General features: G+C 76.0%; 14 protein-coding genes. 7 read left to right on the forward strand and 7 right to left on the reverse strand.

Annotated features, from left to right (window positions below; genetic code table 11):
- Positions 1 to 60 precede the first annotated feature (60 nt).
- Both AWH51_RS00395 and AWH51_RS00400 read right to left on the reverse strand, forming a co-directional pair.
- Positions 61 to 564 (reverse strand): GNAT family N-acetyltransferase, encoded by a 504-nt coding sequence (locus tag AWH51_RS00395; RefSeq protein ID WP_081234730.1) that lies wholly within the window; start codon positions 562 to 564, stop codon positions 61 to 63.
- Positions 565 to 578: 14 nt separating this feature from the next.
- Entirely contained in the window at positions 579 to 1,154 is a 576-nt protein-coding gene (locus AWH51_RS00400) for an acyltransferase (RefSeq protein WP_063070167.1), read from the reverse strand.
- Positions 1,155 to 1,240: 86 nt separating this feature from the next.
- Between AWH51_RS00400 and AWH51_RS00405 the strand changes: the two genes are divergently transcribed.
- The 3 genes from AWH51_RS00405 to AWH51_RS00415 are packed head-to-tail and all read left to right on the forward strand — an operon-like array spanning position 1,241 to position 3,698.
- Positions 1,241 to 2,413 carry an AI-2E family transporter gene (locus AWH51_RS00405; RefSeq protein WP_063070168.1) on the forward strand — a complete coding sequence of 391 codons (1,173 nt, stop codon included), beginning with the start codon at positions 1,241 to 1,243 and terminating at the stop codon, positions 2,411 to 2,413.
- Complete coding sequence (locus AWH51_RS00410; protein ID WP_063070169.1) at positions 2,410 to 3,210, forward strand: DUF1206 domain-containing protein; 801 nt, start codon at positions 2,410 to 2,412, stop codon at positions 3,208 to 3,210. The genes AWH51_RS00405 and AWH51_RS00410 overlap by 4 nt, the downstream gene beginning before the upstream one ends.
- Positions 3,207 to 3,698, forward strand: a complete 492-nt coding sequence (locus AWH51_RS00415; protein WP_063070170.1) for a PhzF family phenazine biosynthesis protein — start codon at positions 3,207 to 3,209, stop codon at positions 3,696 to 3,698. The genes AWH51_RS00410 and AWH51_RS00415 overlap by 4 nt, the downstream gene beginning before the upstream one ends.
- A gap of 42 nt (positions 3,699 to 3,740) precedes the next feature.
- Here the strand turns inward: AWH51_RS00415 and AWH51_RS00420 are convergent, their stop codons facing one another.
- Entirely contained in the window at positions 3,741 to 5,069 is a 1,329-nt protein-coding gene (locus tag AWH51_RS00420) for a hemolysin family protein (RefSeq protein WP_063070171.1), read from the reverse strand.
- Positions 5,066 to 5,194 carry a hypothetical protein gene (locus AWH51_RS16550; RefSeq protein ID WP_302621236.1) on the reverse strand — a complete coding sequence of 43 codons (129 nt, stop codon included), beginning with the start codon at positions 5,192 to 5,194 and terminating at the stop codon, positions 5,066 to 5,068. Before AWH51_RS16550 ends, AWH51_RS00420 begins: the two co-directional genes overlap by 4 nt.
- A gap of 78 nt (positions 5,195 to 5,272) precedes the next feature.
- Here AWH51_RS16550 and AWH51_RS00425 point away from each other — a divergent pair, with 78 nt between their 5' ends.
- Entirely contained in the window at positions 5,273 to 5,680 is a 408-nt protein-coding gene (locus AWH51_RS00425; RefSeq protein ID WP_063070172.1) for a hypothetical protein, read from the forward strand.
- Complete coding sequence (locus tag AWH51_RS00430) at positions 5,677 to 5,964, forward strand: putative quinol monooxygenase (protein ID WP_063070173.1); 288 nt, start codon at positions 5,677 to 5,679, stop codon at positions 5,962 to 5,964. The genes AWH51_RS00425 and AWH51_RS00430 overlap by 4 nt, the downstream gene beginning before the upstream one ends.
- Before the next feature lie 106 nt (positions 5,965 to 6,070).
- On the opposite strand, the gene AWH51_RS00435 is transcribed toward AWH51_RS00430, so the two are convergent.
- The gene (locus tag AWH51_RS00435; protein ID WP_063070174.1) at positions 6,071 to 7,300 is read right to left on the reverse strand and encodes an FAD-dependent monooxygenase; all 1,230 of its coding nucleotides are present in this window, start codon (positions 7,298 to 7,300) and stop codon (positions 6,071 to 6,073) included.
- A gap of 109 nt (positions 7,301 to 7,409) precedes the next feature.
- On the opposite strand from AWH51_RS00435, the gene AWH51_RS00440 reads away from it, so the two are divergent.
- Positions 7,410 to 7,904 (forward strand): MarR family winged helix-turn-helix transcriptional regulator, encoded by a 495-nt coding sequence (locus AWH51_RS00440; RefSeq protein ID WP_063070175.1) that lies wholly within the window; start codon positions 7,410 to 7,412, stop codon positions 7,902 to 7,904.
- 15 nt (positions 7,905 to 7,919) lie between these two features.
- On the opposite strand, the gene AWH51_RS00445 is transcribed toward AWH51_RS00440, so the two are convergent.
- Together AWH51_RS00445 and AWH51_RS00450 are read right to left on the reverse strand one after the other, a co-directional pair.
- On the reverse strand, positions 7,920 to 8,747 hold the full coding sequence (locus AWH51_RS00445; RefSeq protein ID WP_063070176.1) for a glycosyltransferase: 828 nt from the start codon (positions 8,745 to 8,747) through the stop codon (positions 7,920 to 7,922).
- A complete protein-coding gene (locus tag AWH51_RS00450; protein ID WP_063070177.1) occupies positions 8,744 to 11,347 on the reverse strand; it encodes a PIG-L family deacetylase in 2,604 nt (867 codons plus the stop codon). The genes AWH51_RS00445 and AWH51_RS00450 overlap by 4 nt, the downstream gene beginning before the upstream one ends.
- Positions 11,348 to 11,555: 208 nt before the next feature.
- Here AWH51_RS00450 and AWH51_RS00455 point away from each other — a divergent pair, with 208 nt between their 5' ends.
- Positions 11,556 to 11,780, forward strand: coding sequence for a hypothetical protein (locus AWH51_RS00455; RefSeq protein WP_063070178.1), 225 nt, complete (start codon positions 11,556 to 11,558; stop codon positions 11,778 to 11,780).
- The last annotated feature ends 31 nt before the right edge of the window (positions 11,781 to 11,811 follow it).

The raw sequence follows: 11,811 nt of genomic DNA on the forward strand, positions 1-11,811 counted from the left end.
GGCCGGTCCCGGGTCGGGTCCCGCCCTACGCGGTGCGGCGGACCGGGCCCGCGGGCGCGCTCACCCCAGCGGCAGCTCCATCTCCAGGTCGCGCTGCGAGCGGTCGAGCGCGTACGGGACGCTGCGGCCCGTGAGCGCGAAGCCGCGGCGCGCGTAGTAGGCGCGGGCGCGCGGGTTGTCCTCGTGGACCTCGAGCCGCACGGCGCGGACGTTCGGCCGGTCGCGCGCCCACGCGATCACGGCGTCGAGGAGCATGTCGGTGACGCCCGCCGCGCGGCCGCGGGCGTCGGGGGTGATGTAGACGCTCACGAGCATCACGCGCGTGGGATCCGCGGCCACGAACGCGTTCATCGCGCCGAGCCAGCGGCCGGTCGCGCGCTCCACGGCGACGTAGGCGGTGCTGCCCGGCTGCTCGGCGCGCGCGGTGCGGGCGCGCCAGTCCGACTCCGGCTGGGCGCGCGCGTGCTCGAGCGTCTCGAGGTACGCGAGCGGGGTGTCCTCGAGCATCTCGAGGCGGAGGGCGCGGTACTCGCGCCAGTCCTCAGCGCGGAGGCGGTGGATCACGGCGTCCATCGGGATCAGACCAGCTGGCCGTTCACGTGGAGGTCGCCCGCGGGGAGGGCGTCCGCGGGCGCCGTGACGGGGAGCGCCATCCAGCCGTGGTCCTGGTGCACGACGCCCGCGGCGCCGAGGAGCGTGAAGCCGTTGTAGTGGCCCCTGCGGCCGTCGAGCGGGAGCCAGCCGTGGCGCGCGTAGTAGCCCGTGGTCTCGGCGCCCGTCTCGAGGAGGCCGAACGGGACGGCGAGGCGCGCGAGGGCGCCGCGGATCCCGTCGGCGAGCAGCGTGCCGAGGCCCTCGCCCTGCCGCTCCGGGCGCACGGCGACCATGCCGGTGGATCCCATGAGCAGGTCGTCCGCCGGGTCGCCCCGGCCGTCGCCCACCTCCACGAACACGCGACGGATCCCCGCGTGCGCCACGAGCGCGTCGCCGTCGTGCACGAGGATCCGCAGCTCGGGCTGCGCGCCCGCCCAGCTGCGCGCGCCCGCGTAGCCCGCCGCGAAGTCGGGGAAGGCGAGCGCGAGGAGCGCCGCGATCCGCTCGTGCTCGGCGACGTCGAGCGCGCCCTCGCGGACGACGGAGAGGCGGGGTCCCATGGGTCGAGGGTATCGGCCGGCCGCGCCGGTGTCCGGGCCCGGCCGCAGCCCGGACGCGCGCGCCGCCCGCCCGTAGGGTGGAGCGCATGACCACCCCGCAGTCCGTCTGGCAGGACAAGCTCGGCCGCCTCTCCATCCGCTGCGTGCAGATCCTGGCGGTCCTCGTGGTCGCCATCGCGATCGTGTACGCCGCCATCTCGCTCAAGCTCGTCGTGATCCCGGTGATCATCGCGCTGATCCTCGCGTGCGCCGTGCGCCCGATGGTGCTGTGGATGGAGCGCCGCGGCGTCCCGGACGCGCTCGCCGCCGCCATCGCGCTCCTCACCGGCCTCGTGCTCTTCGGCGGCGCGATCACGCTCGTCGTCTTCGGCGTGCAGAGCCAGTGGCCGACGCTCGTGAAGGCCACCAGCGAGGGCGTCGACCAGTTGCAGGCGTTCATCCAGGAGGGCGGGCTGCCCATCGACTCGGCGCAGATCGACTCGCTCCGCACGTCCGCGGTCGACTTCCTCACCAGCAGCCAGTTCGGATCCGGCGCCATCGCGGGCGTCTCCGCCGCGGCCGAGGTCGTGACGGGCGCGGTGCTCGGGCTCGTGGTGTTCTTCTTCTTCGTCAAGGACGGGCCGCAGATCTGGGCGTTCCTCATCCGCCCGTTCCGCGGTCGTGGCCGGAAGCGCGCCGTGCGCGTCGGCCACGAGGGCTCCAAGGTGCTCGGCGGCTACATCCGCGGCACGGCGACGGTCGCGCTCGTCGACACGGTGTTCATCGGCGCCGGCCTCTTCATCCTCGGGGTGCCGCTGGCGCTGCCGCTCTCGCTCGTGGTGTTCATCGGCGCGTTCGTGCCGATCGTCGGCGCGACCGTCGCGGGGATCCTCGCGGCGCTCGTCGCGCTCGTCACCAACGACCTCAACACGGCCATCGTGGTCGTGATCATCGTCGTCGCCGTGAACCAGCTCGAGGGCAACCTGCTGCAGCCGGTCGTGCTCGGCAACGCGCTCAAGCTGCACGGGCTCGTCGTGCTGCTGGCGCTCACCGCCGGCACGATCCTCGGCGGCATCATCGGCGCGATCCTCTCGGTGCCGCTCACCGCCGTCGCCTGGACCGCCTGGAAGATCGTGATGGAGCCCGACGAGGAGGAGCCGGCCGACGCGAGCCCACGGCAGGCGGAGGCGCCACCGGGGAAGCGCGGCGTGCGCGGCCTCACCTCGCTGCTCACCGGCCGCTCCTCGGCTCCCGCGACCACGACGCACGCCGACCGATGAGCGCCAGCGGCGCCGCGTCCCGCCTCCAGCGCGAGCCCGGGTTCGCCGTCGCCGCGCGTCTCGGGCACGCGGTCAACGGCCTGCTGCACCTCCTCATCGGCGTCATCGCGTTCCGCCTCGCCACGGGCACCGGTGGCGGCGGGGCCGACCAGTCCGGCGCGCTCGGCTCCATCGCCCAGACGCCGGGCGGCCGCATCCTCGTCTGGGTCATCGTGGTCGGCCTCGTCGGCCTCGGCCTCTGGCAGCTCGTGGAGACCGTGCTCGCGCGCGGCGACGACGCGAAGGGCACCTGGGCCGCGCGCGCCAAGGAGCTCGGCAAGGCCGTGGCGTACCTCGTGATCGCGTCGACGGCCCTGCGCTTCGCGACCGGCGGATCCAGCGACTCGACCGAGCAGACGCAGTCGCTGAGCGCCCGCGTCCTCGCGGCGCCCGGCGGCGTCGTGATGCTCGTGCTCGTCGGCCTCGGCGTCATCGCGGTGGGCGTCTACTTCGCCCACAAGGGCGGGACGAAGCGCTTCCGCGAGGACATCTCCGTGCCCGCGGGCTCGCTCGGCCGGGGCATCACCGCGCTCGGCGTCGCCGGCTACATCGCCAAGGGCGTGGCGCTCGTCGCGGTCGGCGTGCTGTTCGTCGTCGGCGCCGTGACAGCCGACCCGCGCCGCGCCACGGGCCTCGACGGCGCGCTCCAGTCGCTCGCCGAGCTCCCCGCCGGCGTCGCCGTCCTCGCGATCACGGGCCTCGGCCTCATCGCGTACGGCCTGTACTGCGGCGCCCGCGCGCGCTACGCGGACCTGTGACCGGGCGTCCGGTCGTCGCCCTCGACGGCGTGCGGCCGGACGAGGTGCACGTCGTGCGGGTGTTCGCGGACGCGCACGGGCAGCACGGCAACGAGCTCGGGATCGTGCTCGCGTCGGCGCGCACGGACGGTCGCGAGGCGGGGATCGCGCGCGAGCTGCCGTTCGCCGGGCACCCGACGGTCGGCGCCGCGTGGTGGCAGGCGTCGCGTGGGGCGACCGTCGCGGACGCGAGCGTGGACCACCTCTACGCCTGGGCGTGGATCGACGAGGCCGCGGGCGGGATCCGCTCGCGCATGGGCGCTCCCGCGCTGGGCATCGCCGAGGACGAGGCGACGGGATCCGCCGCGCTCCGCATCACCGCGCACCCCGGTCGCGACCTGCGGATCACGCAGGGCCGCGGCAGCGAGCTGGTGACGCGGCTGCTGCCCGACGGCCGGGCCGAGGTCAGCGGGCGGACGGTCGCGGACCGCGTGGTCCCGCTGCCCTGATCCGCGCGCCCGACGCCCTGACGCGCTGCCGCGCCGGCTCCGCTACGCCGTCGTGCGCTCGGCCGTCCCGTCGTCGTCGTCCGCGTCCGCCGGCTCCTCGCGCGGCACGACGAGGATCTCCGAGATCCGGCGCCGGTCGAGCGCGGTCACCTGGAGGGTCACGCCGTCGACCGCGACCGAGTCGCCGACCTGCGCGAGCCGCCCGAGGTTCTCGATCACGAAGCCCGCGACGGTGTCGGACGCCGAGTCGGGGAGCCTGACGCCCGTCGCCTCCTCGAAGTCCTGGAAATTGAGGCGGCCGTCGATCGTGCCGCCGTCCTCCGCGAGGTCGCGCGCGGCGGAGTCGGTGTCGTACTCGTCGAAGATCTCGCCCACGACCTCCTCCACGAGGTCCTCGAGCGTGACGATGCCGTCGGTGCCGCCGTACTCGTCGACGATGACGGCGATCTGGTGGCCCTCGGCGCGCATCATCGTGAGCGTCGGCAGCACGCGCGCGGTCGCCGGGAGGTACGGGATCGGGCGGAGGATCTCGGCGACGGGCCGCTCCGGATCCGCCGCGATCGCCTGGTACAGGTCGCGCACGTGCACGAAGCCGATGACGTCGTCGATGCTCTTGTCCATCACGGGATAGCGCGAGTACGGCCGGTCCTGCACGTCGATCCCCGCGTCGCGCACCGTGCCCGCGCCGTCGAGCGCGGCGATCTCGGGCCGCGGCTTCATCACCTCGCTGAGCTGGCGGTGGCGGAGGGAGAGCACGTCGTCGAGGATCCGGCGCTCGTCGTCCGGGAGGCCCTCGTGGCTGGAGACGATGTCGCGGAGCTCCTCCTCGCTCATCTCCTCGCCGGTCTTGTGCGGGTCGCCGCCGAGGAGGCGCACGACCAGGTCCGTCGACGCGGAGAGCAGCCAGATCACGGGCCGCATGAGGATCGCGAAGCCGTTGAGCACGGGCGCGACGCCGTACGCGAACCCGGCGTTGCGCTGGATCGCGAGGCGCTTGGGCGCGAGCTCGCCGAGCACGAGGGACAGGTACGCGATCACCAGCGTCAGCAGGAGCGTGGCGAGCGTGGAGGCGAAGCCGGCCTCCAGGCCCCACGACTCGAGCAGCGGGACGACGGACGGGGCGATGGACGAGGCGCCGTAGGCGGCGGACGCGAACCCGGCGACGGTCACGCCGATCTGCACCGCCGCGAGGAAGGTGTTGGGGTTCCGGGCGAGCGCGGCGACCTTCTCACCGCGGCGGCCGCGGGCGGCGAGGGCGTTGAGCTGGCCCTCTCGGAGGGTGACGAGCGCCATCTCGGTGGCGGCGAACACGCCGCCGACGAGGACGAACACGACGACGAGGACGATGTTGAGGAGGAGGTCGCCGTTCACGAGCGGGTGCCGGCCCGGCGGATCGCGGTGAGGCGGGCGGCGCGGAGGGTGCGGGGCGTGCCCGGGGTCGTCCGGGCGCCGAGACTGTGGCTGTCGGGAGCGGGCTCCCGCGCGGTTCTGTGCATGGATCGAGGGTAGTGGAGCGGGTGGGGAAATAGCCGGGGCGGGCGGTCGTGCCCTAGCGTCGGGGCATGGATCACGGCATGGATCAGCAATGGAACGCCCCATGGGTGTGGCTCGCCCTCGCGCTCGTCAACGCCGGCCTCGCCGAGCAGAAGAACCGGTCGAGGTGGACGTGGTTCCTCGTCTCCCTGTTCCTCGGCCCGATCGCGACCCTCTTCATCGTGACGTGGGAGCGCGTCCCCGAGCGGCCCGTCGCGCCCCGGCAGGAGGGGCCGACGAACGGGCTCCTCGCGGTGGGCGTCGGGTTGGCCATCCTGGCGGTCGCCAGCGCCGTGGTGGCGGCGATCGGCGGGGACACCGGCATGTGGACGCTCGCGGGCGCGCTCGCCCTGGTGGCCGCGGTCTCCCTGGTGCTCCACGTCCTCGCGCATCGGCGGTGGGCGGCGCTGCGGTCCGCGCGCGCGGAGGCCGGCGGCGACCGGTCGTGATCCGGATCCGCGGCGAGCTGGTGTGCGCCGACGCCGCCGAGTCGGATGCCGTGGACCATCACCTTCCGGAGCACGCCGAGCGCACGCGTGCTGAGCCCGGCTGCCTCGCGTTCGAGGTCGTGCCGACGGCGGACCCGCTCGTGTGGCGCGTGGACGAGCTCTTCCGCGATGACGACGCGGTCGGCGCGCACCGCGAGCGCATGGATGGGAGCGCGTGGGCGCGGGCGACGGCCGGGATCGAGCGGCGTTACGCGCAGGTCGTGACGGAGGCTGAGACCGGCTAGTCCGCCGCCGTCCGTGGCTGACGCGCGTGCGCCGGCGACTGCGATCCGGCGTCGAGCAAGACGCCGGTCGGAGCGACGCGACGTCGCCGATCCGGCCGCGGCGCCGTCAGCCGCGCAGCGCCGGGTACTCCGCGAGCGTCGGCGCGTGCCGGGCGCTCGTCAGCAGGAAGCGGTCGCCGAACCCGCGCACGGGCCGCGACGCGGCCACCCGCACGGCGCCGCGCAGCGCCTTCTGCCCGAGCGCGGACGACGGGTGCGTGATGCGCGCCCCGCCCGGCGGCAGCCCCTGCGCGCTGTCGGCGTAGCGCCGCAGCTGCGCCTCGTATCGCGCGAACGCGGCCGGGAAGGTGTCGCCCGTGTCCGCGAGCGCGCGTCCCAGCTCGCCCGCGAGCACGTGGGCGGCGACCAGCGAGAGGGTCGTGCCCATGCCCGTGGGGCCGGATCCCCAGGCCGCGTCGCCGAGGAGCGCGATGCGTCCCTTCGACCACGTCGAGACGATCACCTGCTCCATGCGCTGCGTGTAGAACTCGTCCGGGCGCGCTTGGAGGCCGTCGAGGATCCGCTCGACCTGCCAGCCCGCGCCGCGGAAGCGCGCGCGGAGCACGGTCATCTGCGCGTCGAACGGCAGCTGCTCGAACCCGGAGGGCTCCGACTCGAACGACAGGCTCGCGCGGATCGTGCCCACGTCGTCGGGCCGGATGGTGGCGTTCCGCGCGCCGCGCCCCGTGAGGAAGTCCCAGTAGCCGGTGTCGCCGGGGATCCGGTCGATAGTCCCGTAGGCGATGCTCACGCCGTGGTCGCGGAGCGTGGTCTCCTCGGCGAAGGCCAGCCGGCGCGTGCGGGAGCTGCGGCCCTCGGCCACGAGCAGGAGGTCGTAGCGCTCGCGGGATCCGCTCGCGAGCTCGACGTCGACCCCGGTCGCGTCCTGGCGCACCCCCGTCACGAAGTCGCCGTAGCGGAGCTCGACGTCGTCCCGCACGAGGTCGACGAGGATCCCCGCGAACCGGCCGCGCAGGATCTCCACCTCCGCCGTCGGCCCGTCCTTCCCGGCGGTGCGGGGGAACGTGGCGAGGACGCGCCCCTCCTCGTCGACGAAGCGCGTCCCGTCCTCGCCGGTGAGGTTCGCCATGACGATGTCCTCGACGCCCATGCGCCGGAGCACGTCGCGGCCGAGCCCGCGCACGTCGATGTTCTGCCCCGCCTGGCGCGGCTCGGCCGAGCGCTCGAGCAGGGTCACGTCGAAGCCCTCGCGGTGCAGGCCCCAGGCGAGCGCCGGACCGGCGATGCTGGCTCCCGTCACGAGGACCCTCGGGCGGTGGTGGGTGGTGTCGGCCATGCGGTGATCTCCTCGGTCGTCGAGCGGACCCGGGATCCCGGGCGCGAGTAGACTCTATGGCGCAGATACTTCATGGTGAAGCATTCGCGTCGACTCGGAGGAACACGACATGTCCCACACCATCGCGGTCCCGGGGGACCGCTCCGAGGTGCTCGAGCGGCTCCGAGACCACACGACCGCGTTCGACGAGTCGGTGCGGCAGCTGGCCGCAGCGCTCGGGCTGCCGACGACCGACACGACGGCGCTCGCCGAGGTGATCTGGGCCGAGACCGCCGGCCGGGCGCTGTCCCCGGCCCGCCTGTCGGAACGGCTCCACCTGACCTCGGGGGCCACGACCGCGCTCGTCAACCGGCTCGAGGGCGGCGGGCACATCGTGCGGAGCCGGGAGAGCGACGATCGGCGGATCGTGACGCTGCGGCCGACGGCGGGGTCCAAGGCGCGCGTGATGGCCATGCTGCAGGGCGCGCAGGTCGAGGTCGACCGGGCGCTCGACGGGTTCACCGCCGACCAGCTCCGCACGGCGGCGGCGGTCGTGCGCGCGGTCACGGAGGGCACGGCGGCGGGGACGCGCGCACTGGCCGGCGACGGCGCGACCGGGAGCTGAGGGGCGGTCGTCGGGTCAGCCAGCGGAGACGCAGGGGCTGTCGCAGCCCGCGCGCTCCGCCGCCCGCGTCGCCGCAGCGCGTTCCGCAGCCCGCTCGGCCGCTCGCGCCAGCAGCGACACGTGCAGGTACCCCGCGTAGCCGCCGGGCGTCCGGCCGTCGCGCCGGCTCGAGGTGAGCACCTCGCCCGCGGCCGACGCCGTGATCCGCGCGCCGTGGGAGCGGAGCCGGGCGACCAGGTCCACGTCCTCGTGCTCGACGACCGCGGGGAAGCCGCCGGCCGCCGCGTACGCGTCCGCCCGCACGCCGAGGTTGGCGCCGTGGACGTGCCCGTTCGCCTCGCCGGGCACGCGCGTCGCCCGCCAGGCCGCGATCTGCGCCGGGCTGAGCGCCTCGAGCTCCGGCCGGACGGTGCCCACGACCACGTCGGTCCCGGCGTCCGCGAGCTGCAGCTGGCTGGTGATCCACGCGGCCGGCACCTCCGAGTCGGCGTCGGTGCACGCGAGCCACAGCTCGGCGTCCGCACCGTCCCAGCCGGCGCGCGCGGCGTCGACTCCCCGCGCCCGCGCGGCGCCGACCCGGCCGGCCGAGCTCTCGATGACCTCGACGCCGGCCGCCCGGGCGATCTCCGCGGTGCGGTCGCGGCAGTCGTCGGCGACGAGGATCACGCGCACGTCGACGCCCGCGGCCCGGGCGCGCTCCGCGGCGACCTCGACGGACGCGAGGCAGCGCCCGACGAGCGCCTCCTCGTCGCGCGCGGGGATGACGACCGCGACCGCGCGGATCCGCCGCCGCCCCCGCTCCGGCTCCTCCGCGCGGTCGGACGCGGCCGACGCCCCCGTCACCGGAGCCCCGTCCGGGCGGCGACCGAGCGCGGATCCGCCGACAGCACCTCGAGCAGGAAGTCGTCCTCCTCGTGCCGGAGGATGCGCGTCAGCCCGGGCACGCCGGCCAGCCGCGCGTGCACCTCGTCGCCCGAGCGGCGGAAGTCGCCCTCGGGGTGCCGCCAGTGGCAGGCGACCAGGGTGCCGGAGGGGCCGAGCGCATCGGGCAGCGCCGCGAGCACGCGGTCGAGCGCGTCGTCGTCGAGGTAGTAGCCGACCTCGCTCATCACGACGAGGTCGAAGGCGCCCGCGGGCCAGTCGGCGCCCACGTCGCGCACCTCCACCCGCACGTGCGGGGCGTCGGCGAGCCGGGCACGGGCGCGCTCGACGGCGGTCGGGGCCACGTCCACGGCGAGGAGCTCGTCGACGCGCTCGGCCAGGCCCGCGCTCGTCACGCCGATGGAGCAGCCGATCTCGAGCGCGCGCCCGTAGCGCTCGTCGGGCAGCGCCGCGAGGGTCGCCAGGCGCTTGCGACGCTCGTACCAGCGGGTGGTGACGCGCCACGGATCCTCGTCGCGCGCGTACGCGGCGTCGAAGCGCTCGGCCGCGGACGGCGATCCGGCGGGCGTCGGCTCGGCGGAGCGGTCCGGGACGATGAGGACCTCCCGGTCGCGCTCGGCGTGCCGCAGGAACGCGGGCAGCAGCACGGCGCGGTCCTCAGGGGCGTCGGAGAGCGGCCGCACCTGGCTCGCGTGCGCGTCCATCGCGGCGCGCTTCGCCTGCCGCGCGGCCGGATCCAGCGGGAGCGCCCGCAGGTCGGCCCACGGCACGCGCGCGTCGTCGGGCGTCGCCCAGTGCCACATCCAGACGGGGTACTCGACGAGGCGGAGGCCGCGCTCCGCCGCCTGCGCGGCCACCAGCTCGGCGACGACCTCGCCCGTGACGCGGTGGTCGCGGTGTCCGTCGCCGCGCCAGGGTGCCGCGACCCAGGTGCCCGCCGCCGCCGCGGCGACGAGCGCGGCGAGGTCCGCGCGCACGGCGTCGCGTGCCTCGCGCACACCGCCGTCGGGATGGCCGAGCAGCACCAGGCGCGCGCCGGGGGCGACCGCGTCGAGCGCCGCGCGGGCCTCGTCGCGGCGGATCGCGGCGAGACCGGCGGGCGTGACGGTGGGGGATCCGGGGTGCGATGCCGCGCCGTCGGTCACGATCGCGAGGGTCACCGGCACGCCGCGGGCGGCGGCCGCGGCGAGCAGTCCGCCCGCGCCGACGGACTCGTCGTCCGCGTGCGCGGACACCACGAGCAGGGCCGGCACGTCGTCGAGGCGCAGCTCGGGGATGGCGTCCCAGCGCGGATCAGCGGGCCACACGTCCGCGTCGACGCCCGGCTCGCGCGCGTCGAACGCGACGCCGGTCGCGGGCGCGGCGTCACCCGGGCGCTCGACGGGCTCCCGCGCGGCCTCCCGCGTCGCCGCCTCGACCAGCGCGCCGCCGAGCGACGCGTCGTCGCGCTCGGCGTGGTGCTGCCGCACGTACAGCTCGAGGTCGGCGACGCGCTTGGCGTGCACCGGATCCTGCGCGAGCGGCGCCGGTCCGAGCGCGTGCGCGACGTGCATCAGCGTCTCCTCGGCGGCGCGGGCGGCGATGCCGCGGACCCGCTTGGCGAGCAGCCGTCCCTCCTCGCCCTCCGCGAGGCCCCGGTCCACCAGCCGCGCGGCCTCGTCGAGGGCGCTGCGCGACGCGGCGAGGGCCGCGTCCACCGCGCCCAGGTGCATCAGCGTCAGGCGGTCGGCGCCCGGCCGCTCGGCTGCCGCCAGCAGCGTGCGGGCCAGCCCGACCGCGCCGCCGTGCCAGCAGGCGGCGACGCCGATCGCGCCCCAGTGGAACCCGGCGCGCTCGAGGTACCAGCCGGGGGCGCCGACGCGGCGCGCGGGCACGCCGGTCATCCGCAGCGGACCGCTCGGCACCTCGACGAGCCCCCGCGCCGCCCAGGCGCCGGGCACGACCTCCACGCCGGGGTGGTCGAGGCGCACCGCGTAGAGCGCGCGCGTCCCGTCGGCGGCCGTCGCGGTGATCAGCGCGTGCGACAGCGATCCCGCGAGCGAGCACCACGGCTTCGTCCCGGTCAGCACGGCGTCGCCGGGGGCGGGGGCAGGGCCGTCGGCCGGCCGGTCGCTGGCGTCCTCCGCCGGCACGGCCCGCAGCGGATCCCCGCCTCCCTCGGCCGCGAAGACCCCCCACGTGCCCGCGAGTGGATCCGCGGCGGCGCGCACGCCACCGGCCTCCCGCTCCTGGTCGAGGATCGCGAGCGCGTCGAGGTGCGGCTCCACCGCCCGGGCGATCCCGAGGTCCGCGGCCGCGAGCGTGGCGAGCGCTTCCCACAGATCGCGCGTGCGCCCGCTGCCGGGCAGCGCGCCGTCGGCGCCCAGCGCCACGGCGAGCTCGAGCGCGCGCTCCGTCGGCCACGCGTGCGCCGGGCCGTCCGTCGCGGCGAGCGCTGCGACGACCCGCCGCGTCGCCGGGCCCGGCGCGTCCTCCGCGAGCGGCACCGCCGTCGACGCGAGCCGGACCCGGATGCCGGGGAGTTCGGGGAGGATGCGGTCGCGCGGGGAACCGGAGGTCACAGGGGGTGGATCCACTTCGTCGGTCGGTCGACCGGTCGTCGACCGGCGTCTCCCTTCGAACCTACAAGCGTCGCGCCCGCGGTGACGCGGTGCTCCGTCCCGGGTGTGCCGCGGGCGCGATCGTGGCGGACGTCCGCGGGGATGTGGGACCCTGGCGGCAGGGAAGGGGCGCGATCCGCCCGCCCACGCACGACTGGAGGGGACCACCATGACCGAGCACGCCACCGAGCCGTCCGAGTCGATCGACCCGACCGCGTCCGCACCTGACGCGCAGCCCACCCCCGAGGCGGTCGAGGAGTTCGAGCGCCTGGCCGTCCTCCGCATGGGCGGCGAGGACATCGAGGGCGCTCTCGACGCCCTCGCCGACGAGGAGGCCCGCGACGTCGCCGAGGTCGCCATCGACCGCGTCGTCCGGAACTACGAGAACCTCTAGCCCCAGCCGCAGCCGCAGCCGCATCCGCAGC

This window comes from Clavibacter tessellarius, from assembly GCF_001618005.1.
In the GTDB taxonomy this organism is placed as follows: Bacteria; Actinomycetota; Actinomycetes; order Actinomycetales; family Microbacteriaceae; genus Clavibacter; species Clavibacter tessellarius_A.

Excerpts from the sequence above, each read along its gene's own strand:
- AWH51_RS00410 (WP_063070169.1), top strand. The coding sequence starts at position 2,410 with ATGAGCGCCAGCGGCGCCGCGTCCCGCCTCCAGCGCGAGCCCGGGTTC.
- AWH51_RS16550 (WP_302621236.1), bottom strand. The coding sequence starts at position 5,194 with ATGCACAGAACCGCGCGGGAGCCCGCTCCCGACAGCCACAGTCTCGGC.
- AWH51_RS00455 (WP_063070178.1), top strand. The coding sequence starts at position 11,556 with ATGACCGAGCACGCCACCGAGCCGTCCGAGTCGATCGACCCGACCGCG.
- AWH51_RS00405 (WP_063070168.1), top strand. The coding sequence starts at position 1,241 with ATGACCACCCCGCAGTCCGTCTGGCAGGACAAGCTCGGCCGCCTCTCC.
- AWH51_RS00440 (WP_063070175.1), top strand. The coding sequence starts at position 7,410 with ATGTCCCACACCATCGCGGTCCCGGGGGACCGCTCCGAGGTGCTCGAG.
- AWH51_RS00400 (WP_063070167.1), bottom strand. The coding sequence starts at position 1,154 with ATGGGACCCCGCCTCTCCGTCGTCCGCGAGGGCGCGCTCGACGTCGCC.
- AWH51_RS00435 (WP_063070174.1), bottom strand. The coding sequence starts at position 7,300 with ATGGCCGACACCACCCACCACCGCCCGAGGGTCCTCGTGACGGGAGCC.
- AWH51_RS00425 (WP_063070172.1), top strand. The coding sequence starts at position 5,273 with ATGGATCAGCAATGGAACGCCCCATGGGTGTGGCTCGCCCTCGCGCTC.